Source organism: Lachnoclostridium sp. (assembly GCF_031997925.1).
GTDB lineage: Bacteria > Bacillota > Clostridia > Lachnospirales > Lachnospiraceae > Lachnoclostridium.
In genome coordinates this window covers 23,160-47,454 of record NZ_DAMADT010000033.1, presented here as the reverse complement: position 1 = coordinate 47,454, position 24,295 = coordinate 23,160, and the positions used below count along the sequence as shown (strand labels likewise).

The window sequence follows — 24,295 nt, the reverse complement described above, 5'->3', positions numbered from 1 at the left end:
ACTATTTCTTTTCGGTTGTAAATAACTCCCCATGCATTTCCAATTATTAGTATATCCCATACGGAATAAAGATACACTCTTAGCCTATCTTTAATCTAGCTTTTCGAACGGACTTTTCGTCTTCCGCATCTATCTTTTCCATGGAAGCTCCAAGTTCTCTCATCTTTTCTTCAAAATTCTCGTAACCACGTTCTACTAATTCAATATTCTCAACAATAGTTACACCTTCCGCTGCTAATCCTGCAATAACTAATGCCGCACCAGCGCGTAAGTCTGGAGAACATACTTTTGCTCCTGTTAATTCAGCTACTCCATCAATGATAGCAGTGTTTCCTTCTACCTTAACGGATGCGCCCATTCTTGCAAGTTCATCGACATACTTAAAACGATTTTCGTAAATACTTTCTGTCACAATGCTTGTACCACTTGACATAGCTAAAACTGTTGCTATCTGTGGTTGCATATCCGTTGGAAATCCTGGATATGGTAAGGTCTTAACCTGAGTATGGCCTAATCTCTTATTTGCTACGACACGAATTGCATCATCAAATTCTTCTACCTCTGCACCAATTTCAACAATTTTTGCAGTGATTGCTTCCAAATGTTTTGGAATAACATTCTTAATTGTTACATCACCTTTTGTAGCAACTGCTGCCAACATAAAGGTTCCTGCTTCAATCTGATCTGGAATGATGGAGTAGGTACTACCATGTAATTTATTTACACCTTTAATACGAATCACATCAGTTCCTGCACCTTTTATATTAGCACCCATGCTATTTAAGAAGTTTGCAACATCAACAACATGTGGCTCTTTTGCTGCATTCTCCATTATTGTTTGACCCTCTGCCAAAGCTGCTGCAAGCATAACATTTATTGTTGCACCAACTGTAACACAATCAAAATAAAGATGTGTACCTACTAATTTTTTTGCTGATGCTGTTATCATACCATGCTGAATCTTTACATCTGCCCCAAGAGCTTCAAACCCCTTAATGTGCTGATCAATCGGTCTGCTTCCAATGTTACATCCGCCTGGGAGTGCAACTTCTGCATATTTATATTTTCCTAGTAACGCACCTAAAAGATAATAAGATGCACGAATTCGACGAACAAAATCATCGTCGATACTTCTTGAATTTATAGTACCACCATTTATCTTAACAGTATGTCTGTCTATTCTCTCTACCTTAGCACCAATCGCTTCTATTGCTTGAAGTTGAATACAAATGTCACTAACATCCGGCAAATTTTCAATTGTAACCTGCTCGTCCGTCATTACAGCAGCCGCCAAAATACCTAATGCTGCATTCTTTGCCCCACCGATGGTAACTTCACCGGCTAAAGCCTTGCCTCCCTTTATAATATACTGCTCCATTTCGCACCTCTATCTATTATTAATGCAGTTATATCATATTCCATTTCCTGCTTTATTTTACCATGTTAGTCATCAACATGCGTGAAACGCAGCGATGTACATCCACGCAAAAAGCCTATGGTGACCCATAGTTAAAATGCACATAAACTGCGTCTTGAATTTGTGAAAATTGATATCTTAATAACGATTATAACACAAAGCTCAAATTTGTAAATGACTTTTTTTCGAAAAACCCTGTATTTAACTACCTTTTCCAACGTTTCTCTCGAAGCTCGACTGACTTATTCTATAATTGTGTGCACGCGTTCTACAATTGTCTCCATTGTAGATTCAATATCCATATTTTCACAATCTATTACAATATCTGCATAGAGTTCATACATAGGGCAACGTTCTTCATATAAACCTGCTAAATCCTGTCCCTCTTTTAGTACCACTCCTCTTTGCATTATATTTCCGAGACGCTTACTAATCTCCTTATAGCTTATCTTTAAATAAATGACTGTTCCAATGCTTTTAAGATGCTTCATCGCTTCCTCACCATAGATTACACTGCCCCCAGTTGCAATCACGGTATGTTTTGTTTGAATGCTTTGATTTGCCTCATTCTCGATCTGTATAAAGCGTTCTAGTCCATCACTAGAGATAATTTCATGTAAGAGACGCCCTTCTTTTTCTTGAATGAGTAAATCTGCGTCAATAAACTGATACCCTACTACTTTAGCTAAAATAACACCGATTGTACTTTTTCCGGCGCCTGGCATCCCAATTAACACAATATTATCTTTTTTCATCGTTAATCTTACCCCGCGGCATCTTACTATTTTTTTTATCAACCTTTTGTATCTTTTGTTTTCTTACAGAGTAACCAAAGTTTCCTAGTAAAGTTCCAAGACCATAATACTCTCCATGGGAATAAACTACCGGTCTTGTCTTATTCAATTCAAATTTACCAGTCTCATTCATAGATCTCTTATCGACTTGAACCCCTACAACCTCTGCGATAAACATGTCGTGAGAACCGAGTTTTATAATCTCCTTTAAGCGGCACTCGATATTAACAGGGGATTCCTCTATAATTGGCGCGTTCACCTTCTCTCCTTTTTTCGGAGTTAAATTCATCTCCTTAAACTTATCCACGTCTCTACCTGAACGAACACCGCAAAAATCAGTTGCTTTCGTAAGTTCTTCTGTGGTTAAATTAATAACAAATTCTTTTGTATTTTCTATTATTGAATAAGAGTGTCGCTCCGGTCTTATAGAAACCGAAACCATAGGTGGATTAGTACAAATCGTTCCGCACCAAGCTACCGTTATGATATTATTATTCCCAAATTCGTCAGCACAACTGACCATTACAACTGGTAATGGATATAACATATTACCAGGTTTAAAAATTTCTTTCTCCATTGTAATACCTTTCTAATTTTACTTGTTAATTTTGACACATATGGGATAATTTGATATAATACAACCTATTAGAAAATGAATTTCAAACTTCTGATAAATGGTGCTGCTATTGCGTCATTTAGCCCATATTGGAATACGCTTAAAGTTCCGATAAATATTTAAAATAAACTATTAAACATTATAATATACTAAACTTTTTGAGGTGAACAATATGCCAACCGATTACATCGATATAGAAGCTGTTTCTGGTAGTGATCCAGCCCTGATAAGACAGAATTTAAAATTTAAAACAGGAAAATTTGCTTGGAGAGTTAAATTCTCAGCTCCCTTAAATCCTTCCACCGTCAATAATATGAACCTTTACGTAACAAGATCAGATGGTTCTTCACTTAAAACCACTATTCAATATGATTCTGTTAATAATTATATTGAAATTGAACCACTAGAGGCCTATGCACAAAATGAGTCCTACATATTAAATATAACGAAAAATGTTGAGTCAAAAGGTGGCCAACGATTGAAAGAAGAAATCCGACTTCGTTTTAAAATTTAATCAGATTTGAATATTAGTTTTCTACTGTTTCAGGTGTAAAAATGCTTGCTTATATGGCATTTTTACACCTGAAACAGTATAGAAAACTTGTTCAACTTAGATAGGCATCATTTAATATCTTCTTTTTTTAATATAGAAAGATCAAAATGATTCAAGCTACCCTTACGGGTTAATTCTAATAACACTTGTTCATTTTGCTTTTCATGATCAATAATCATTTGATTGAGATCTGAGAAAACTTCGGAAAGGATATTTTCTCTCTTTCTCTTTATTTTATCCCAGATTACCTCTATTAAATACTCAAATGCTTCCTTTTCTATTTTGTATCCTGCTTCACATATTTTGTCATAGGCAAATCCTGCATAATCCTCCACCTTATATTCAGGCAATATAATACGGATCGGATAATAATTACTTAAATCCTCGTTTGCTTCCCATAGTTGATCCATTTCTTCATTTACTCCAGTTAACATATAAATAATGTTCTGATCTGGTATATGCTGTAACTCCATTAAGCGAATTAAAGTCTCTCTTGTTAAATTCTGAGAATTTTGTAAAATCATGATGCAATCTTTTAATTGATGACTTTTGGAAATAAAGTCCATTTTATTTAACTTCTTTGCATCAATGAGTGCAACTCTAGGAGAAGAGATAAAAGATAAGCGATGCAATAATTTTGCATATTTCTTGGCTAATAGTGTTTTCCCACTATCTTTACTACCCATTATAATTAAATTTTGATTCCCATATACAGAGTGAATCATTGATTCAAGACTTTGAAGTATATCCTCCTTCAACCCGTCAACTCTCATAAAATTACCGAATATTTCACTTAGTGAAATATTCTTTTCTTCTAATAGAGGCAAAAGCTTTGAGTTATAATTATCCATGAGTTCAGCATTGGATTTTAAATCAAAATGAATCAAACTTTTTGAACTTGCTTCTGTATCTTCTTCTATTATAGTTTCATCAACAGTTTTACTCTTTATAGTATCATCTATTCCGATATTATCTTTTTGTAGGTCATACTTTTTATGAAATAACTTATGTTTAGACTTTCCAAATCCAGGCGGAATTATTATGTTAGCTTGTTCATCCCATTGTTGTGTTTTCTTGTCCTGTAAGCCCTCGTCTTGTAATGACTTCTTTGCTTCTGGCTCTTGTTGTATCTCTTCTTGTTCTAGATTTTCTTTATATCCTCCTTCAAGCTCTATCTTCTCTTCTTGATTTATTTCTTCCTGTACTAACTCCTCTTTAAATCCTTCTTCACCCTCTAGTTTTCTTTCTTGCTCTATTTCCGCTTGCTCTAATTCCTCTTTAAATCCTTCTTCGAGCTCTTCTTTCTCCGTTTCTTCTTGTTCTAGCTCCTCATTGGATTCTTCTTCAAACTCTAGCTTTCCTTGTTCATTCTCTTCTAGACAATCCTCATCCACTCCATCTTCCTGCTCTATATTGTTTTCAAGTGCGTTAAAATTGTCCTCTTTTGTATCATTTCTGTCTATTGGGGAATTATCCTTACTCTCCAACTCGTTCTCGTCAAGTTGATATGAAATTTCCTCATTACATCTATCTTCGAGATTCTCATATTCGATATTCTCTTTAAATTCGTTTGCATGTTTATCTATGTTCTTCGAATTATTTTCTTCAATCTTATTGTCCTTTTGCTTTGTGGTTTCAAGGAGCATATCTATATCTAAATCACCATTATAAAAATCCAGAAGTGCCTTTGCTCGATCTACATATTCACCGCTGCCAAACCACAAAATGATTTTTTCACATTCTTTGCGGCAAGCTGCTTCATTACCACTTTTGTAATATAATTTTGCAAGCTCATAAGCCCAACATTCAATATATTCGACCTCTTTCAGCTTTTCTAAATCCATAATTAATACACCGATAGGCTTTCGCATTAACTTATCGATGCTATAACGGAATATATACTGATAAAAATCATCCGGAGCTATTTTAATAAATTCTTCTAGATAATAATTTGCCTCAATAATATCCTTTAATTTAATTGTCAAATGAACTATTTGCGCCAAAACTCTTCTTGTTCTCACTGTATCATAGATTTGCTCAAACAGTTCCTTTGCTTCAACATATCTTTTATTTTGAAAGTAGCATTCTGCAATCACACCTAAATCAGACATACTTTTTAACTTTTTGATATCTACATTTTCAGCCAAATCGTATGCTTCTTTTAATTGCCCCTGCTCTAGATATTTCTTTATTTGTTCTATCTGAATGATTAATTTATATTTCTTCATTCTAACCTCCAAGCGCCAATCGTTTTTAATCTATAAGAATTAAAAACGGATATGACTATATTACTTCGTTTAGAAATCTATAATTTTTTATCTATAATTTTTTATCTATAATTTTTTATCTTAAAATCTGTTACAAAATTATACATGCAAGATGTGTTTATGAATCACGATCTTACACACTTCATCATAATGTCAAAACAGCTTCACTAAGAAACAGGAGACATCTTCTGTAAGGTTATACTATTCAATTTATACTAATCAATTAATGCTTAATTCCTCATAGAGCTGCTCTAAAGAAATTTTTTGGTCACTTCGTATAAGGGAATTTGATACGGTATCATTCCATACACATCTTCCTTGATTAAAAATAAGAATCCTGTCACACAAGCGTTCCACTTCTTCTAAATAATGGCCTACATATAAAATTGCAGTTCCAGACTTCTTTAGCTGTTCAATAGCGGATAAAATCTGTTTTCTAGATTGTAAGTCAATCCCAACGGTTGGCTCATCTAAGATTACTAATTTAGGTTCATGTAACAGTGCTACCGCAATATTTAATCTTCTTTTCATACCACCGGAGTACTCTTTTACTTTTCGATTTAACTCACTCTCGGTAAAACCGATCATATCACTTAATTGCTTTATTCGTTCTTTCCTCAGTGTTTTTGATAAATGATAGGCATTTCCCCAAAATTCAAAATTGTCCATTCCAGTCAGTGATTCGTAGAGTGCAATGTCTTGAGGTACGTATCCTAAGGAGCTTCGGATTATTTTAGGATTTTTTGAAATATCCTCTCCATTGAAAAGAATCTGCCCCTTGTCCGGTCGAAGTAAAGTTGCGATCATCGATACTGTTGTTGATTTTCCCGCACCGTTTGGACCAATTAAACCTGTAATTTCGCCCTGCTTCATCTGAAAACTAATGTCCTCTACAGCGGTATGATTTTGATAAGCCTTATGTACGTGATTTACTTCTAGCATTGTTAACCCTTCTTTCCGAATGCAATTCTCCCTTTTTTGACATAATCTAAACTAATATTATCATTATCGTTTCCAATTAACAAGTAGTATCAATAGAACAACCACAACATATAGCGTTTTTAGTAAAAAACAGAGGTAAATTAGGGCTTTCCGTATCAGACACAAAATCTTTCCTTGTCGGAACACTACTAATTTACCTCTGCTATTCTTTTTATCACAATTCTACATTAACCTTTTATGAATTTTGAAAAATAAGTATAGTAAGACTTTTTAACGAAACCGCTTATTCCTTATTGATAAAACTCAAAACTCGTCTGCTCGTATTTTAATGGAGTAAATTCAGTCTCTCTTGCTTCCACCGAGCTATGATAATCTACCACAACGGTCTGTTGTCTTTGATCGATTAATTTTTGTCCAAGGACATAGTTAACATCAAATCGGCTCGTAATTGCTGGTGTCGTACCTCTGGCAGGAACAATTAACTGCACCTGATTTGCCTTAAGAAGCTCAAAAATTGGTTCCCAGATATAAACATCCTTTGCTGCACCGAATGGATTATCAATAAAGATAACTTTACGTAATCCGCTATTCTCTGTCCTATGAGAATTGATATTGGTAATGTAGTTAATAATCGAAATTAAAAACTGTGTATAAATACCCTGTGACTGACCTGTACTTCCAACTGCTTCTTCATAACGAAGATGACGGCTTTGCTCTTTGATACGCTCTCTCTTATATAAACTAAGCTTAATTGCATTCATATCGGTGACAATAACAGAAAATAGTTTCTTTAAGGACAGTGCATTACGAATAAACTTAAGTCTTTCATTCATATCCTTCATGCTATCCGCACCTTTTACGATTTCATCTATATAAGAGGACATCTTATCCTTATAGAACTCTTCTTTCACATAAGGAATGTGCAGAGAAATCATTGGAATTAATTCTCCCTCTAACGTAATACGAGAAAGCTTAGGAAGTCGTTCCAGTTCTGTTTTGATATAAATACAACGCTGTAAACACTGATTTTCAAAGTTGTCTTTGATATTTTGCATATCTTCAATTCCCTTAAAGATACGGTCTTTTTCTAACGTTAAACAGTCATTGACCTCACTAAGGCTAGAAATTAATCTTCTGGTCTCAGATTCTGTGTTAGGGAGTTTTACATTCTGGCTAATCTCATCCGCTAACATAACAGCACCTAGAAGTTTTAAGGAATCCATAGTCTTGCCTTTGTTATGAGCAAATTCCTCCTGCTTTTGTTTCACACGCTTTTCATTCTCAAAGAAACGAGACTCAAGCTCCTTTAATTCTAAGAATAACTTCTCTGTGCTAAGTCCTGTGTATTTAACTCGGCTTGAATCTGTTTCAGCCTCGGAAATGGAAGTATCTGCAACCTTTCGCATACGAACGATGTCCTTTTTCATCTCTTCGAATAATGCTTCTTCTTTTTTACAAGCTTCCAATATACTCTGATATTTCTTTGCCTCTGCATCTAAGCGATTTAATTGCTCTTTGGTATCGATTACTAATCGATCTAAGTCAAAGCCATCAAAAGACTCAAAAGGACCATCCCCATACTGTTCTTTTAATGCACTGACCGCTTGATCGCACTTACCAAGAAGTCTATGATAATCAGAACGGAGAGTATCGCATGTTACCTTTGCCCTTTCGGTTTCCTTCTCAAGTGTTTTACACACTTCTTTTAATGAGGAAATCTCACTTTCGCTAGTTTCAAACAGACGATTTTCCTGTTGCATCTGTTCTAACATTGATAAGGAGATACTTCTACCTTGAATACTCTTAAGACAACGATTCATAGCACTTACATAAGAATTAACTAAGCGGTTTTTATCTTCTAAATCGGTATGTTTTGACTCTAATGCCGATAAGCATCCATGGAGTTTCGTCGTTAGCTCTTCATCTGTAAGAGATATTTCTTTATACTCCCCTTCTTTGTAATAAAGCTGGTATTTACTTTCCCATAGGAGTTCCTGTTTATTCAAGGCTTCTTTGTTAGAATTTCTAACAGATTCAAGCTCCTTGCTTCTTTCAAATAGTATTACCTTTTCTTCTGATACCTGAGATAAAATTTCTTTTATCTTCTGTTTTCTTGCCCCTTCGCTTTCAAGTTCAGCTTCTTGGGTGGTAAACTCTTTCTTAAAAACAAGTAACTCCTCTAAACTTCTTATCTCTCTACTTGTAGACTCAAACTCTTTTTGTAGTTCAGTAGCCAACTGACCTAAGGCTATAATCTGATCTTCTCTCTCCTGACACTCTTCCCGTCTTTTTCTAAGCTCAATTTCTACTTCCTCAAGTTTCTGTTTCCGTGTCTTGGTACTTTCTATCAGCTTTCCATATACTTCTTCTTGATTTCCCTGATAGAGTGACACCTTTTCCTCATCTTCAGAATATGTTTTTTCCTGATCTTGTAATCGATAAATGTGATTCTCTCTTTCCCTAATCTCATCCTCAAGTTTATTAACTTGCCTTTTAAGTCGTGCTTCATCAAAAAGAATACTCTGATCCTTTGACAACAAACTAATTCCTTTTGGCAAAGATAACTTATCTACCCTATCTAAACTTTGCTCCAGAATTACTGGAATTACATATTCCTCAAATTCTTTTCCTTCCAGTATAATTTCTTCTGTGCTTTCTTCACCTATAAGGATGATAGCGTATGGAAGATATGGTAGGTTTAAGCTTAAGTCACTCCGTTTCTTTGCTTCTTGGGAATGAAGATACTCTACCCCTGTCACAGCATCGATGCCATAACGGGATTTCAGTGTTGTAGCAGCGAGTTGTAACACCTCTTCATTGCCAGAGAAACGCCCTAACTCTAAGTCCTCTTTATCTTTTTTCAGTTTTATCACAATTTCTTTTTCAATAGCAATTGTTTGAATTATCTTTCTAAGCCGTTTGTAAATCTCCTGCTTTAGTTCTCCTAATCCACTTTGCCCATAAACATGAAGCAGTTGATCTAATTTTTTTCGTTCTGAAACAATTTTTTCAATCTGTTTTTCTTCTTCCTCTTGCTGTTCCTTATAGGTAGAACTTTGAAGAGAGAGCTTTGCTACACTAATTTTTGCTTCCTGATAGGACGCTTCTTCAAATAACTTCTTCTCCTCGGTCGCCTTCTTCCGTTCTCTAAGTTCACTAAGTCTTGTTTCACTTGCATGCTTTTGCTTTTCGGTTTCCTCTATTAATAATAAATTTGCCTCTCTCATGAGAATCGTGATCTTTTCCCCTAGCTCTTGCCTCTTAGTGTTTAGCACCTGTAATTGATGGGTAACAACCGCATATTCTTTTTCTCCAGATAACGCTTTGTCATTTGCCATCTCAAGCACCTTTTGTACTTCAATTATTTCAAGGTTAAGACCATCTAAGAAACGAGCACACTCTGTTCTATAAGCATCGAAACGCTTCTTCTTTTCAAATACCAAGGAATGAATTTCTGATAACAGGTCCGAATTATTATTTTGTACCGCATGAATAGACTCCAAGACCTCATTTCTCTTCTGCTTCTCGCTAAGATACTCAAGGTAATCATTCATTGATTCCTTTTTCATTAACTGAGTCTGATTTAATTGCAGCTTTTCAAACAGAGCTTGATATTCTTCTTCCGTTTTTTCTAATCGCTCATGAAGGTCAATCGTCTCTTTCTTTGTTTCAAATACTCGGATACTTTCGAGGCGTTTTTTTAGTTCCTCGCGTTTTTCTTCACTCTCTCTAACCTGCTCTTTGTGACTTTCGTATTTTTCTTTCGACTCCTCTGTCATGTCGGAAGCTTTTAAATATACCTTCCTTAATTCCTCTTCACACTGTTCTTTCTCCTGACATAAAGTGGCGAGGCCCTCTAATCGGTGAGAAAAATTTTGTAATACATCGATTTGTTTATCATAATTTGCAATTTCATCTTTACAACGAGATAATTCCAAAAGCTTTTCTCTAATGTCAAGTAAAGTTTTGGACATCGTTTCTTCTTCCTCAGAACCACCCGCTTTTTGTGCAAAAGACTTTTGAATAATCTCTTCGATTAATAAATCTTCCACTACTTTGCGAGTAGTTTTATAATTTGTTTCAAAATAAGTTCTTACATGGCCTTCGGTTTTATTAATACCACGAATGATCTCCCATTCACTTTCGTAGATTCCATGGCAAGCAACAAACGCCTGATAATCCCTCTTACGGTCAAAAATTTTTACCACATAATTATTGTCACGTTCTAAATCCTTTAGATATTTCCTAAGCCCAGTATACGTAATCCTCTCTTTGTCCTTTACAAGAGGAAGATTTTTGATATCATTTTCATTGTATTCCCGATAAAAAACACAATAATTAAAGTACTCAATCGAGGCAGTATCCTTTACCTCTTCTGGTACCTGGTTGGTTGCTTTTCTTGCACAAAATCCAGTTAACATATAACGGAATCCATTTTCGGTATCGTAATCATCTAATCTCCACTCAATTAACGAATGAATGGTCTGACTTCCATCTCCGGTACGAAACAACTTTTCAATCGGCTGTTTTTCATCTAACGTACAATTTGGAATCATGTTCTGTAGCATAAGTAACATTAATACACTTTTTCCACCACCATTTGCAAGGTCATAGAGTGTGTTGTGACAGAAGGGTTTCATGATGAAATCATCATACGCCTGCGTACCAAAGTTATATTTTACGTTGTTTACACGGATACGATTAATGTGTGGCATCCTCCTACCCCTCCTTTTCCTCTAGTTGTTGCTGCATCTCATATAATCTACCTCTCTCTTCTTCAAAGTAGTTTTTCACCACCGCGTGGAATCGGTTGGTTGGATAATACTTCTCCTGTGCTTCCACAAAAAGATTCTGAAGAGTTAGAAAGTTAAATACAAGCTTTACATAGCCTGACTTAGAGCCCCTACCGGCACGAATTCCATTCGTATCTTCACTGCTAACCACTGGTAGTTCATCCCAAGTTAGTGCAAGTGTTTCAAAACTGCTCTCTTCTAGTTCATTTCGTACTAGAATGTTTATGTTACGAATCATATTTGTAAGGTTTCTGCTAACTGCTTCTAGAATTTCCTCAATTCTTACATACTCTGTATAGGTATAGGTTGCAGAATCACTATAGAAACTAACCATAATGTTATACATGATAAAGTAACAAAGATACAACTCCTTATTAAGACGTAATCCCATCGCACGCTTTAATTCTTCGTTTGTATATCCAAACACACGATTGTGGTCTCCAGCAGTTAAAAAGAGGCTATAATTATAATCGTAGATTTTTAAGTTCATTCCTTTCGCCATCTGTTCCACAAGATCATTAACTTCAGCATTGTTACTGTAAGCCTCATAATAATCTGCATTTTTCCCAGTCTCCAGGCTAATTTCTTCTCCGATAATTAATGCCTGAAAAACTTCCATTGCCTTTGCAAGACTTTTATTATTTAACATTGTAAATCTCCTATCTTCTCTCATTTTGACGGCATAGACAATGCATAAAACTAGTGTAAGAATTACATAGACGGCGTCTTTTGACGTCTTAGAAATTCTCTACACACTTGTAACCATGCCGCCAAAAGCGGCATAAACAATGCATCAAACCCGGACAAATAAAATGTTGGTCGTAACAAATTCACGATTTCCAGATATATCAGTAATTAAGTGGGTAACCTTCTCTTCTTCTCCCTCCTGATCCGAAAGAAGTTTTAGAGAAAATCGTAATTTACGATACCTCTCATGTCTTGCTTCCTCAAGAAATCTCGCTAGAAATCCATCAAAGAAGGTGTCCTGATGCTTTCTTATCTCTGAGAGATCATACTCTTTCTTTTGACTTAGATGAACTAAGAAGGAGTAATAATCGCTATTTTTAAAGATGTCATCAAAAAATTTTAACTCAAGTTCATGATTGAATTGTGCTAGTGAGAAATTTTCCCTTACAAGTAGCATATCAAGTAACGTCTTTATCATCGCTTCATAGTTCTGTGAGATTCTTTCTTCTTCAACTTCATCGTCAAATGTATAACTCACTTCATCCACTTCTAAAACGACTTCACCGACTTCTTCCTTTTGGCTTGTATAACTTAGGAGTTCATCAATATTTCCAAGATAAAAAGTCTTTGTAATCTTTGGAGAAAACAATGGGGAAACAATAGATTTTAATAAGGATACATCATTTTTATTCTTTGCCTTTTCTACATAATCCGTAAAATCAAAGGCATTTCTAAAGCGGCTATATTTATGCTTTCTTATCATTTCATCAGAACGCATCTGAAGTTCAGTACAATCTGATAAAAGTCTACTGTGATTGGTCATCGCCTTTTTTAGTTCTGTCTCAAGCTCATAGATTTCTTTTAAAGAGGCTTGGTAACTAACCCCAGCTACACTTGCCTTTTTAAGTGCCTGATCCGTTAACTCTTTGTTTCGTAAGAAAGCCTTTTGTTCTCTGTCAAACCACTGCATTCCCGTTCTTTGAAAATCTTCTAAAGCTTTTGCACCCTCGAACACATTGACACCTAATAAGCTTAAAACTTCCTGCTTTCTAAGTCTAAGACGATTGACTTCACTGTTAATTCGTCTAACAACCTCCGTACCACCCGTAAAATTCTTGGTCTCAATCATTTTTTCCAGTAAGAGCTGTTGGATATTAATCTTGCTTTCTTCCTTTACCTCTTTGGTCTCTAAATAAAACTCGATTGCATCCGCGGTAACGGAATACACTACACTACCAGCCAGTAACCTACTCTCTAAAAGTTTTACTCTGGTTGTTTTTTGCTTTTTTTCTACTGGATCAAAATAATCCATAACAAATGGCTTCCCATCGTTTTTTATCTTATCAAAAAGGTAATCAATTAGTTCCTTTTCTTCCTCTCCATAGAGGGATAAGGAAAAATCGTTTCTTAATAACTCCGATAAAAACTCCGCTACTTCCTGATAGGTAACGCTCCTTTCATTAAAGTGGTTTTCTTCAATAAAATAACGAAGAAGAGCCATTGTGACATATCCCATGTCAACAATGGCGTATTTTCCATCCTTAAATTGAGTCATAGATACCTGTTGCAATAAAAAAAATGGTATGTATTTTTTTAAATACTGCATACGAGTACTATGATTATTTACAATATCATTCCGTAGTGTATGATTCATGGTACCTCCAAATAAACGCAAACAGCCCCAGCGATTACACAGAAAAACCACTGGGGCAGTAAATATTAAAGTTCTCGGTAAAAGGACATCGTGTCCTCTAATTCCTTTGTCAACTCGATTTTTTCTTTAGTTAATGCATGGAAACGAAGTTCTAATTCTCTAATCTTCTTAGTAGTGTTACGTTGATACCTAGCAAACGCCTCCACAAACAGCGGTTGCGTAGCCAGTTTCTCTCGTATCTCTTTAGAGAATGGACAATACGTAGCGAGAAGATCTCTTGCCACTTTATTTAGTCGAATGGCACCAGAAGCCTCCCCTTTAATCCATGCCTCATAATCAATTACAAATATCTCTCTTGTATTATTTCTTCCCTTTTGAATCTGTAGTTTTAACTTTTCTTTCCGCTCCTCAGATAAATCATGATTTCTGCGGTAGAATTGAATATAATCTACATATTCTGAAGTAAGGGACTTATGTTTTAAATCATTCCAAGCAGTTCCTTGAATACATCTGCATAATTCCCAACGGAATCGTGCAAACAATTTTATCATAATATCATCCAAATTGGAATCGATAAACTGTGGAAATAAAAAACGACCCGGATTATTTCTTCTCTTAATACTAATCTCCTGCCACATAGAACCATTTGAACCAGCGACTGGTAGGATAATAATCTCTGGAAGCACTTGTTTCATAATATATTCTTTCTCAATACCTGCTTCCGCATTGACATAGAGGGACTCACGGTGGAAGGCAGAATAATCAATTGCTAGTACCTTCTCAAAGGAGTCATTAATTTTTTGCTTGGTAAGCATTGCTCTCTCTACGACATTGTAGAATTGTTCTTTATAAAGGATAGGAATGAAAATAGAGATTTGTCCATTTAATAACTTATTATTATAGGCAAACATATTCGTAACTTCATAATGAAGTTTCTTATCCACATCGACGAGAAGCTCTTTCTCTACACTCTCTGTGATTTCTCCCTTTTTACGCAGTGCTCTAAGATGATCCACATATTCTAAGTCGAATTCGCTTTTGGATGGTTCTCTTTTTCCTTGCATAATTAAGCTAAGCCATTCATACAACGTATAAATACGACAAGGCCCTTCATTTGTTCCAGCATCTAGTTTGCATAAGCTATGAAGTTGCTGTTCGGTCAATAAGCGCTCATCTACGAATCCATATCTTAAAAATAATTCAATTGCCTTCGGAATCGCTTTTTGTTTTTTATAGGAAATTAAGAAAGCTCGTTCATAAATTTCATAATATAGCTTTGTAATTTCTCTTCTTTTTAATCTCATCTCATCGTCTGGCGATAAACGATCTTCTGCATTTACAAAGTAATCGACCGCTTTTGTAAATGCTATTACTTTTTCTTTTTCTAGCTCAACAAAATTGAATATCTGTCGCATCGAACCATGTAAAGAATCTACCATTGCTTTAATATCTGCAGTATCATTATTTGTAGTTTCCTCTGGTTCAGTTTCTACAACTAGACTTAAATATAATTCTTCAAATTCTTTACGTTCCAGCGTTACACTATGATTTGTATATAGCGATAATATTTTATCTACAGAATTAATACGATCTACCATATTATCAATCCGACGCATTAATTCTTGATTAACGAGACCATCCTTCTTGAAGTCCTGATAAAGTGCTATTGTTCTTTTAAAGAGACACATTTCACTATTGTTCATAAGAAGTTTAAAGGTGTCCTCAAGGTGAACATTAACCTCTTGGCAATTTAGCGTAAGATTAGCAAGAATAGCGCACGCATCCTCGACATGTGCCATCGTCATGCTTTCACTGTGTCCATAAAATGTCTTTACCGCAGCAAGTGGTAAATTGGAACATTCACAGAAGAAATCTGCTTCTCTATGATTAAATTCAACCTCTGAATTATAACCTTCTAATTCTTCAATTTTTGGTATAGCATATACAGGAAGCTTACTACTATGACCCGCATTAACATAATAGGAATATTCATCCTTTAAATAGTCAAAGAGGGACTCATCACATCGACTAATCTCCTCTAATACCTGACTTAGTTCCCTGATATAGTAGCAAAGGGAATAAATTATAACACCTTGATAATCTTTATTGAACGCAAAAATTTCATGAAGGGAATCCACTCCACTTACCGGGAAAGGATAAATAACCGCGTCCTCTGATGCTACATAATTACTTAAATATCTACCTAAAAATAAATCATGAATGCCAAACATACACCCCTGCGTCAGGACAATGCGGCTCCCATGATTAATCGCAGTTATTCGACCTTTTAGCACCATGCATATGTAAGTTACTTCCTCTTGTTCTTGGAAAATAACGGTGTTTTTTAATAATTGATTGACCGTATTTGGTTTTAATAACAAATGCTGCGCCTCCTTGCTTTCGTGTAATTATAACCCTGCCCATCCTTGATTTATAATTTGTCTCTCAAACCCCAAAACCAAGATGTTCCACTCATCTATTATAATCGAATTTAGTATAATGGGAAAGTATATTTTCTCTTTTTATCGAAAATCGGAAAATAGAAACAAAAAAACCGATATAAAAAGTAGGCTATACTTCTTCTATATCGGCATATTTTTTATTAATGTATATGGATAATTAGTCATGTATTTATTAATCCGTGCGCCTTGCTTCGAATAATTACCACAAACGTTACCTTTACAGTTAACTCGGTCCAGGCACCCTCACGGCACACGAAAGGTTTTGCTTAGTGCTGCTGCATTCCTGCCCTGACACGGTTCACAAATTTTCATTGCGTAAGACCCAAACGTCAACATCACTTATAAAGGGCAGCTATGCAATAAGTTATCCTAGGCAAGACATCACCCCTGCTGTAGCGGATTGCAGGTACAGGGCACCGCTATCTCCCCGGCTGCACGGAAACTTTATAACAATAAAAAGACCAGTGGTCTCATTGCTACCTTATAAGCAGTATCCACAGTTGGATACTATTCATACACCAGACACAAAACGTAAGCTTTGTGTGAGGTAAGGTTTAGTATACTTTGTTTTTTCTTACTTGTCAATAGTTATCCCTATGAAGTAAACTTTCAAATTATGGCTATTTCTATTATGAATGCAAAAAATTTAAGTAATTGTCTCAAGGGATATCCCACTAGAAATAACACAAAATAAAAACCTTAGACTAATTCTCAGTAGCTAAATACGCAGCCCTTGCTTCCTCTTCCGTGTCTTTATATAAATCTTGATACAAGCGAACTATATTTTCTTCCCAGTTAGGAAGAATAGGATAAGTAATACCATTATACTCAGAAGGATCCTCAAACAATCCATTATAAGGGAAACGTTCTGAATTTAAGGTTGTTATTCCATCCTCAACAATAAATTCTATTGTATTTGATATTTGCCCACTAGTAACATTTGACTTTACATAAGAAAGACATTTTGATGTGATAGATAATAAGTCAAATATATTTTTCTTTTTATATTTATCAAATATAGCAGTTAGTAAACGACGCTGTCTTAAGGTTCTTCCATAATCGTCATTCACTCCACCTAAAGTTTCAACCTTTCTAACTCTGGAATAGCCGAGTGCTTGGTTACCGTTAAGATGATTCATTCCAGCTTTTACAGTACGATTGGCAGGATTTGAAATATAATTTTTTACATTTAAATAAGCAGCTTCTTTTGCTCCCAGCTCTATATCAACTCCACCTAATTCATCAACAACTTTCTCAAATGCCTCAAAGTTTACATAAGCATAACCGTCTATTTTAATACGATAATTTTCCTCAATTACACTGATGAGTGAATTCATTCCTCCGGCTGCATAATAGGCGTTTAATTTTTTAGCTCGATTCTCACGTTCAATATACGTATCACGAAGTAATGACACTAGTGTAATTTCCTTGCTATTTTTATTAATTGAAGCGATTATTATACTGTCTGTATTCCTATTTCCTCTGATTTCTTCAATTCCAACTAAAAGAAAGTTCTCTACACCCTCTTCAATTCTTGGTACAATATTTTTATCCGATCCTTCTGTAATCTCTGACTCTGGAAAGAGATCAACCAGATCATCGGGATTCACATCATCTTCTGGGTAAGGCGTTACTAATGGTTGAAGAACTTCTGGTGAAGTGTCCATAGCATCATGCAGAAATAAGCCAGCTAAATTATAAAAAATTCCTCGTCCTGACCGAGTTCCAACGGCAAAAGATACGATTCCTATACAAACAATTACCAAGGAACCTACTAAAAAACGACGGTATTTTTTCTTCCATTTGAAATAAATTGAATCTTCTCCGGATATGTCATTTGGTTCTTCCTCTAATAAACCATTTGGCCCTTCCTTCAATAAGTCATTTGATCCTTCTTCCTCCGATAAGTCATTTGATCCTTCTTCCTCCGATAAGTCATTTGATTCTTCAGTTTTCTTATGATTAAAAACCCAATTCTTCATAACTTAATCCTCCGTTAGATTTGTTGGAATTTAGATATTCCCTTAGACCTTATATCACTAACTTTTGTATCATACCCATATTCTTTTTATTATAAACATTAATTTATTACCAGAATGTGTCAAATGAATGTTTAAAATCTTATAAATTTATTACAGATGCAAATCACTATGTATTCTATACTTATCTCTCTGTTTATCTCGCCATTGTTTCTATCTCTTCCTCCAAAGAACACGGATTGCTTCACTTACTTCTACCCATTTATTTACGTGGATTGAATTGCGCCCATGCAGGGCGCACGGTTATATAGCCTTGTACTTCTACAGTAAAATGCTATAATGATAGAGATGTTCCTCTGTAATTTACATGGATTTTTATAATTCAGGTAGATTTCATAATCCATACATCCTATGTAAAATAAGCATAAATTCTAGTTGCTATAAGGAGACTAAAAAAATGGATGAGAAAATAAAATATATGAAAGCTGCGATAGCTCAGGCAAAAAAGGCCGCCTTAATTGGGGAAGTACCAATTGGTTGTGTTATCGTTTATAATAATAAAATTATTGCTCGAGGTTATAACAAGAGAAATACAAAAAAAACCGCGCTCGCTCACGCTGAGATACTTGCAATAGAGAAAGCCTCAAAATATCTTAACGATTGGCGTTTGGAAGGTTGTACAATGTACGTAACTCTAGAACCTTGTCAAATGTGCTCTGGTGCTATTGTTCAATCACGAATGGATCGTGTTGTTATCGGTTCTATGAATCCGAAGGCTGGTTGTGCCGGTTCCATTCTTAACTTATTACAAATGGAGCAATTTAATCATCAGGTAGAACTAGAAACAGGTGTTATGCAAGAGGAATGTACGAAACTATTGCAAGACTTTTTTGTCCTACTTCGTGAACAAAAAAAGAAGGAAAAGGAAAGGAGATTACTATGAAAATCAGCGGCTTACAAAAACTAACGCTTTTAGATTACCCCGGACATCTTGCCTGTACGATATTTACTATGGGCTGTAATTTTCAATGCCCATTTTGCCAAAATGCCTCTCTTGTCATTTCTCCTAAAGAAACTCCACAATATAGTGAAGAAGAGATTCTAAATTTTCTATCCTCTCGTAAACATATATTAGAAGGAATCTGTATCTCTGGAGGCGAACCAACGTTGCAATCAGACCTTATTGACTTTATTCGCAAAGTAAAATCAATGGGGTATTTCGTAAAGTTAGACACGAATGGTACTTATCCAAAGCTCATACGTCAACTAATCGAAGAACATACCATCGATATGGTAGCAATGGATATTAAAAATAGCAAAGAAAGCTATGCAAAAACTTGCGGAATTGAAACTCTTAACATGAATATCATAGAAGAATCAGTGAATCTTCTAAAAGAAGGATTGATACCTTATGAGTTTCGAACTACTGTTGTAAAAGAACTACATACCAAAAAAGATTTTGAGGAAATTGGTAAGTGGCTTGAAGGGGCATCCCCTTATTATCTACAAGCGTTTGTTGACTCCGGTGACTTAATCGGTACTAATCTTACCGGCTATAATAAACAGGAACTGACTGAATTACTTGAGATAGCAAGACTCTATCTACCTAATGCATCCTTACGCGGGATTGAAGTGTGAAAGAAACCTTCGATTTCTTTCGCACAGAAGTTTGTGCCTGCGTCGTCCTCGGCACAAACTTCCGGTTTTCTGAATAGGAATGTTTTCAAGTATATTTTTGTTTCAAGGAGGCGTTTTTTGGACTCAATATATTATACCGAGCATCTTATATTAAAAAATCTAGATCCAAGTTGGGCTCCATCTGTTCTCAATTTTTATCTAATTAACCGTTCTCATTTTGAACCTTGGGAGCCACTTCGACCTAATAATTTTTATACCTCTAATCACCAGCGTTTCGTTCTCGCTGCAGAGCAACAATTATTCTTAAATAACCAGGCCGTTCGATATTATCTATTTGAAAAAAGTAATACTCATAAGATTATTGGTTCTGTAAACTTTTATAACATACACAAAAACCCTGATAATTCCTGCAAGATAGGCTATAAATTAGCCTCCTCCAAGCTACATAAAGGCTATGCGACAGAAGCTATATCCTTTCTAATACCAAGAATCTTTCATGATTATAATCTATATCGAATAGAAGCGGACATCATGAAAAATAACCTCCCCTCCATTCATCTCATTGAGAAATTGAACTTTCATCTAGAAGGAATTACACGAGGAGGTTTCGAGATCTGTGGAAAGAGAGAAGACCATCTCAAATATTCACTAATTTATACCGATATTTAATGAAGCCAAGTTCATCATTTACTTATTTGCAATGAATCACAGAGTTTTATAAAATACCATTTATAAACATCAGAATAGGGGGTTCACTTCAAAGTGACCCCCCTATTCTGATAAAAGTAATGTGAAACTTCCAGTCAAAGCGGATATTCGCAATCCGCTTACGCTACTCGCTTATAACTATTCTTTAGATAGTACTAGTATTACTATAATCGATATAGGCATACCAGTATCCGAAATCTCCATCTCTTAATTTACGTCTTCTAGAACATTTGAAATCTTTAAAACCAAACATTCCAGCCATATGTTTCTCCCTTACGTTATAAGCACCTGGTACCATAATCATATAGTAAATTCCTTCTCTTGACATCTTTTTTGCAAAAAGAAGATGACGATAAGTACTAAAGGAATGAAGTAAAAAGCTATTATTACCGAGAACCCAGGCATCCATAGGTAGTGACCCAAGATCTTTTGGTTCAATACGAACACATTCGGTTATTTCTCCGTCATCGAAAGGATACATATGAGGAAAACGATCCATAATGGATCTTGCCGACGGGTGGTCGCACCAGCCTTCCTTCTCGGACATACTGGGTGTAGTATTACAATCATTTACTAACTCATCCGTATCATCAAGTGCCAATTCATCCTCTTCTAGGCAATCCCCTACTTGAGCTGCTTCGATAGAGGATACCATAAATTCTTCCTCTTTGTTTACTTCTTCTCTTTCGTCAATTATCTCCTTCTCTATTTCCTCTACAACCTTTTCTTGCGTTACGCTACCCTCTTCAACTACCGTTTCTTCTTGCACTACATCATCCTTCATTACTGCGGATTTTTCCACGGTGTCTTCTATATTTTCTAAAACATTGTCAAAGGTTATTTCTGTATTATCCAGTACTACTTCAGTATTATCAACTCTTGCTATCGTATCTGTTACTTGCTCTTTTATTTCTAAACCATCCTCTATGACCATATCTTTTTCATTAAATTTTGCTACATTATCTATTTTTAAAGCTTCATTTTCTTGGTCGATTACTTTTTCTAGCTTTTCCTTCTCCTCATTCTTTGTGCTACTTACTAGATTTGAGCTTTCTGGTAGAACCTCAATTACCTTCTCTGTCTTGGTATCCACAATCTCAACAACAGAAGGTTGTTTTTTTGATTCAACCTTTTCATTTTCTTCTCGAGCACTTAAAAGTTTATCCTCAAAAGAGGCTACCTGATGATATGTAATCGGGATATCATCCCATTCTGTAACAAAATAATTATCCTTAGAAAAGCAAACAACGATACCTGTGATCTCGTAGAAACGTACCTTCGTATCCTCTATAACTCCTCTTGGCATCGTAACTCTAGCTTCTACTCCATCTGCCTTCGTGATTGCAGTTCCAGCTATTATGCCTTCTGTCTGATCCCGGTTTCTTTTTACGAAGTATACTCTACACACTCGACCAGCAATTGTTCTAAGGTTACAATTTAGAGAAACCTTACACATTTCATCGCTAGTTTCTATTCTCGCATATCCAGTATTGTTATTTTTTCTTCCCGAATCATATTGATAAAAATACGATACAAAGCGTTTGTAATTGGTCATACTGCACCCCTTTTCTTTTCACTACCGTTCTTGCCCTTTCATCCAGAATATTTATGATGAGCCCGTCTTATCCTAATATATGTGATAACCTATTGTACTATGACAAAAAATATGCTTACTTAAAACAAGTATCACTAACAATGCCCTACCATTGCGTTTATATTACATATAGTGTAAAATGTGTCTAGTTATTAAGAATCTAAGTCATTCTTAGCATAATATAAACCTGGCATTCGCACAAAACGTGCTAGAACGGAGTAGTCAATGAATTTATTAACCATGGAAAATATCAGCAAAAGTTACACCGAACGTATGCTGTTTGATAAGGTAAGTCTAGGAATTAATGAAAATGATAGAATTGGCGTAATTGGTATCAATGGTACCGGTAAATCAACGCTTTTAAAGTTAATTGCTGGAATAGAAGAACCAGATGAAGGTACTATAACCAAAGGTAAGCAAGTAAGAATTGAATATCTGCCTCAAACCCCACAATTCGATGAATCACTTACAATTCTTGAAAACGCGATTGAAGGAAAGACAGCCAAAGAAGAATATCGAAATCTTGCTGGAGAAGCAAAGGCCATGCTGCTAAAGCTTGGTATTGAAGACTGTGATCAAAAAACCACCTATCTTTCTGGTGGTCAGAAGAAACGTATTGCACTTGTTCGTACCTTGCTAACCGAAGCAGACATCTTAGTGCTAGATGAGCCTACGAACCATTTAGATAGTGCCATGACTGAGTGGCTTGAAGATTACTTAAGTAAGTTCCGTGGGGCTTTTATTATGATAACCCATGACCGTTATTTTCTTGACCGTGTTACCAACCGTATTGTGGAATTAGATAAAAGTAAACTTTATTCCTATACCGCTAATTACTCAAAGTTTTTGGAGTTAAAGGCAGAGCGCGAGGATATGGATCTTGCTACAGAAAGAAAGAATAAGAGCCTTTACCGTGTAGAGCTTGAGTGGATGATGCGTGGTGCAAGAGCCCGATCTACCAAACAAAAAGCTCATATTTCACGTTTCGAGGATCTTCGTGATCGTAAGAAAATAGAAGTAGATCAGTCCGTAGAGATGTCTTCTATTGCCTCTCGCTTAGGAAAGAAAACAATAGAGCTTGAAAACATCTGTAAATCTTATGAAGACCGAACTCTAATTAACGATTTTTCCTATATCTTTTTACCGGGAGATTATATTGGAATTGTTGGACCAAATGGCTGTGGAAAATCCACGCTACTTCGTATCTTAACTCAAACAATTGAGCCTGACAGTGGTTCGGTAGTCATGGGGACAACCGTAAAACTAGGATATTTTTCTCAGGAAAATGAATATATGGATGAAAATCAAAAGGTACTAGATTACATCCGTGCAACTGCTGATTTTATTCAAACTACAGACGGAACCATTACAGCATCCCAGATGTGTGAAAAATTCCTCTTTACTGGTTCGATGCAACATCAGTTGATTTCTAAGTTAAGTGGTGGTGAAAAACGTCGTCTCTATCTGTTAAAGATATTAATGGATGCTCCAAATGTTCTTGTTCTAGATGAGCCAACCAACGACTTAGACATTAAAACCCTAACGATTCTAGAAGATTATCTTTCTAGTTTTCAAGGAATTGTAATCACAGTATCCCATGACCGTTATTTTCTTGATAAGATTGCAACTCGTATCTTTGCTTTTGAAGAAAATAGCATAATTCGCCAGTATGAAGGAAATTACTCTGATTATAAGGATACACTGAAAGAACGTTATCCACAATCACAAAGAGAAAATGAGACCTCTATCAACAATAGCAGTAATTCATCCAACTCTTCTGTGGACAATACAAACCAGAAATCATCACGAACTACAGAAAAGAAGTTAAAGTTTAGCTACAATGAACAGAGAGAATTTGATACCATTGAAGCTGATATTGAAGAGCTAGAACAAAAGATATCTAATCTTGATGATGCCATTGCAACTTCTGCCTCTGAGTACTCTAAATTAGATGCTCTCATGAAAGAAAAAGAGGAAGTAGAACTTCAGTTAGAAGAAAAGATGGAACGCTATCTTTATTTACAGGATTTAGCTGATAAAATAAAAGAGCAGAATAGTAAGGGGTAAAGGTTAAAAAAACGCCTTGAGAACTTCTCTAATCTACATCAAGTCGGTCAGTAAAATATAAATCATCATATGCACGGAAGAGCACTCCACTCGAACTTTTCCTTATCATGAACAAGAAAAATCC

The 24,295-nt window shown here is 35.5% G+C and carries 16 protein-coding genes and 1 other RNA gene; 5 read left to right on the top strand and 12 right to left on the bottom strand.

Going from position 1 to position 24,295, the window contains the following annotated elements; all coding sequences use genetic code 11:
• Positions 1–79: 79 nt before the first annotated feature.
• The 3 genes from RTP52_RS16990 to RTP52_RS16980 all read right to left on the bottom strand — a co-directional run bounded on the left by RTP52_RS16990 (position 80) and on the right by RTP52_RS16980 (position 2,788).
• Entirely contained in the window at positions 80–1,378 is a 1,299-nt protein-coding gene (locus RTP52_RS16990) for a UDP-N-acetylglucosamine 1-carboxyvinyltransferase (RefSeq protein ID WP_312100154.1), read from the bottom strand.
• Positions 1,379–1,659: 281 nt separating this feature from the next.
• Positions 1,660–2,172, bottom strand: coding sequence for a shikimate kinase (locus RTP52_RS16985; RefSeq protein WP_312100156.1), 513 nt, complete (start codon positions 2,170–2,172; stop codon positions 1,660–1,662).
• Complete coding sequence (locus RTP52_RS16980; RefSeq protein WP_312100158.1) at positions 2,159–2,788, bottom strand: flavin reductase family protein; 630 nt, start codon at positions 2,786–2,788, stop codon at positions 2,159–2,161. The genes RTP52_RS16985 and RTP52_RS16980 overlap by 14 nt, the downstream gene beginning before the upstream one ends.
• Positions 2,789–2,999: 211 nt before the next feature.
• Here RTP52_RS16980 and RTP52_RS16975 point away from each other — a divergent pair, with 211 nt between their 5' ends.
• Entirely contained in the window at positions 3,000–3,341 is a 342-nt protein-coding gene (locus tag RTP52_RS16975; protein WP_312100159.1) for an Ig-like domain-containing protein, read from the top strand.
• A gap of 107 nt (positions 3,342–3,448) precedes the next feature.
• Here the strand turns inward: RTP52_RS16975 and RTP52_RS16970 are convergent, their stop codons facing one another.
• The 8 genes from RTP52_RS16970 to RTP52_RS16935 form a co-directional block, all read right to left on the bottom strand.
• The gene (locus RTP52_RS16970) at positions 3,449–5,608 is read right to left on the bottom strand and encodes a hypothetical protein (protein WP_312100160.1); all 2,160 of its coding nucleotides are present in this window, start codon (positions 5,606–5,608) and stop codon (positions 3,449–3,451) included.
• A 258-nt stretch (positions 5,609–5,866) separates the two neighbouring features.
• Positions 5,867–6,589: an ABC transporter ATP-binding protein gene (locus RTP52_RS16965; protein WP_312100162.1), complete on the bottom strand. Its 723-nt coding sequence runs from the start codon at positions 6,587–6,589 to the stop codon at positions 5,867–5,869.
• A 290-nt stretch (positions 6,590–6,879) separates the two neighbouring features.
• The gene (locus RTP52_RS16960) at positions 6,880–11,304 is read right to left on the bottom strand and encodes a hypothetical protein (RefSeq protein ID WP_312372642.1); all 4,425 of its coding nucleotides are present in this window, start codon (positions 11,302–11,304) and stop codon (positions 6,880–6,882) included.
• Between the two features lie 4 nt (positions 11,305–11,308).
• On the bottom strand, positions 11,309–12,031 hold the full coding sequence (locus RTP52_RS16955) for a DUF6063 family protein (RefSeq protein WP_312100166.1): 723 nt from the start codon (positions 12,029–12,031) through the stop codon (positions 11,309–11,311).
• A 144-nt stretch (positions 12,032–12,175) separates the two neighbouring features.
• A complete protein-coding gene (locus RTP52_RS16950) occupies positions 12,176–13,723 on the bottom strand; it encodes a hypothetical protein (RefSeq protein ID WP_312100167.1) in 1,548 nt (515 codons plus the stop codon).
• Positions 13,724–13,788: 65 nt separating this feature from the next.
• On the bottom strand, positions 13,789–16,104 hold the full coding sequence (locus tag RTP52_RS16945) for a hypothetical protein (RefSeq protein WP_312372640.1): 2,316 nt from the start codon (positions 16,102–16,104) through the stop codon (positions 13,789–13,791).
• A 258-nt stretch (positions 16,105–16,362) separates the two neighbouring features.
• Positions 16,363–16,624, bottom strand: an RNA gene (ffs, locus tag RTP52_RS16940) — signal recognition particle sRNA large type.
• A gap of 265 nt (positions 16,625–16,889) precedes the next feature.
• A complete protein-coding gene (locus tag RTP52_RS16935; RefSeq protein WP_312372638.1) occupies positions 16,890–18,167 on the bottom strand; it encodes an LCP family protein in 1,278 nt (425 codons plus the stop codon).
• Between the two features lie 454 nt (positions 18,168–18,621).
• Here RTP52_RS16935 and tadA point away from each other — a divergent pair, with 454 nt between their 5' ends.
• The 3 genes from tadA to RTP52_RS16920 all read left to right on the top strand — a co-directional run bounded on the left by tadA (position 18,622) and on the right by RTP52_RS16920 (position 20,471).
• Complete coding sequence (gene tadA, locus RTP52_RS16930) at positions 18,622–19,107, top strand: tRNA adenosine(34) deaminase TadA (protein WP_312372636.1); 486 nt, start codon at positions 18,622–18,624, stop codon at positions 19,105–19,107.
• Positions 19,104–19,802 carry an anaerobic ribonucleoside-triphosphate reductase activating protein gene (locus tag RTP52_RS16925; RefSeq protein ID WP_312372635.1) on the top strand — a complete coding sequence of 233 codons (699 nt, stop codon included), beginning with the start codon at positions 19,104–19,106 and terminating at the stop codon, positions 19,800–19,802. Before tadA ends, RTP52_RS16925 begins: the two co-directional genes overlap by 4 nt.
• A gap of 117 nt (positions 19,803–19,919) precedes the next feature.
• Positions 19,920–20,471 carry a GNAT family N-acetyltransferase gene (locus RTP52_RS16920; RefSeq protein ID WP_312372634.1) on the top strand — a complete coding sequence of 184 codons (552 nt, stop codon included), beginning with the start codon at positions 19,920–19,922 and terminating at the stop codon, positions 20,469–20,471.
• A 184-nt stretch (positions 20,472–20,655) separates the two neighbouring features.
• Here RTP52_RS16920 and RTP52_RS16915 read toward each other — a convergent pair whose 3' ends face one another.
• The gene (locus tag RTP52_RS16915) at positions 20,656–22,065 is read right to left on the bottom strand and encodes a DUF6128 domain-containing protein (protein WP_312100175.1); all 1,410 of its coding nucleotides are present in this window, start codon (positions 22,063–22,065) and stop codon (positions 20,656–20,658) included.
• A 264-nt stretch (positions 22,066–22,329) separates the two neighbouring features.
• Between RTP52_RS16915 and RTP52_RS16910 the strand changes: the two genes are divergently transcribed.
• Entirely contained in the window at positions 22,330–24,171 is a 1,842-nt protein-coding gene (locus RTP52_RS16910) for an ABC-F family ATP-binding cassette domain-containing protein (RefSeq protein ID WP_312100176.1), read from the top strand.
• The last annotated feature ends 124 nt before the right edge of the window (positions 24,172–24,295 follow it).

Bases quoted from the DNA above. Each gene is read 5' to 3' on its own strand.
- RTP52_RS16990 (WP_312100154.1), bottom strand. From the start codon at position 1,378: ATGGAGCAGTATATTATAAAGGGAGGCAAGGCTTTAGCCGGTGAAGTT.
- RTP52_RS16985 (WP_312100156.1), bottom strand. From the start codon at position 2,172: ATGAAAAAAGATAATATTGTGTTAATTGGGATGCCAGGCGCCGGAAAA.
- RTP52_RS16980 (WP_312100158.1), bottom strand. From the start codon at position 2,788: ATGGAGAAAGAAATTTTTAAACCTGGTAATATGTTATATCCATTACCA.
- RTP52_RS16975 (WP_312100159.1), top strand. From the start codon at position 3,000: ATGCCAACCGATTACATCGATATAGAAGCTGTTTCTGGTAGTGATCCA.
- RTP52_RS16970 (WP_312100160.1), bottom strand. From the start codon at position 5,608: ATGAAGAAATATAAATTAATCATTCAGATAGAACAAATAAAGAAATAT.
- RTP52_RS16965 (WP_312100162.1), bottom strand. From the start codon at position 6,589: ATGCTAGAAGTAAATCACGTACATAAGGCTTATCAAAATCATACCGCT.
- RTP52_RS16960 (WP_312372642.1), bottom strand. From the start codon at position 11,304: ATGCCACACATTAATCGTATCCGTGTAAACAACGTAAAATATAACTTT.
- RTP52_RS16955 (WP_312100166.1), bottom strand. From the start codon at position 12,031: ATGTTAAATAATAAAAGTCTTGCAAAGGCAATGGAAGTTTTTCAGGCA.
- RTP52_RS16950 (WP_312100167.1), bottom strand. From the start codon at position 13,723: ATGAATCATACACTACGGAATGATATTGTAAATAATCATAGTACTCGT.
- RTP52_RS16935 (WP_312372638.1), bottom strand. From the start codon at position 18,167: ATGAAGAATTGGGTTTTTAATCATAAGAAAACTGAAGAATCAAATGAC.
- tadA (WP_312372636.1), top strand. From the start codon at position 18,622: ATGGATGAGAAAATAAAATATATGAAAGCTGCGATAGCTCAGGCAAAA.
- RTP52_RS16925 (WP_312372635.1), top strand. From the start codon at position 19,104: ATGAAAATCAGCGGCTTACAAAAACTAACGCTTTTAGATTACCCCGGA.
- RTP52_RS16915 (WP_312100175.1), bottom strand. From the start codon at position 22,065: ATGACCAATTACAAACGCTTTGTATCGTATTTTTATCAATATGATTCG.
- RTP52_RS16910 (WP_312100176.1), top strand. From the start codon at position 22,330: ATGAATTTATTAACCATGGAAAATATCAGCAAAAGTTACACCGAACGT.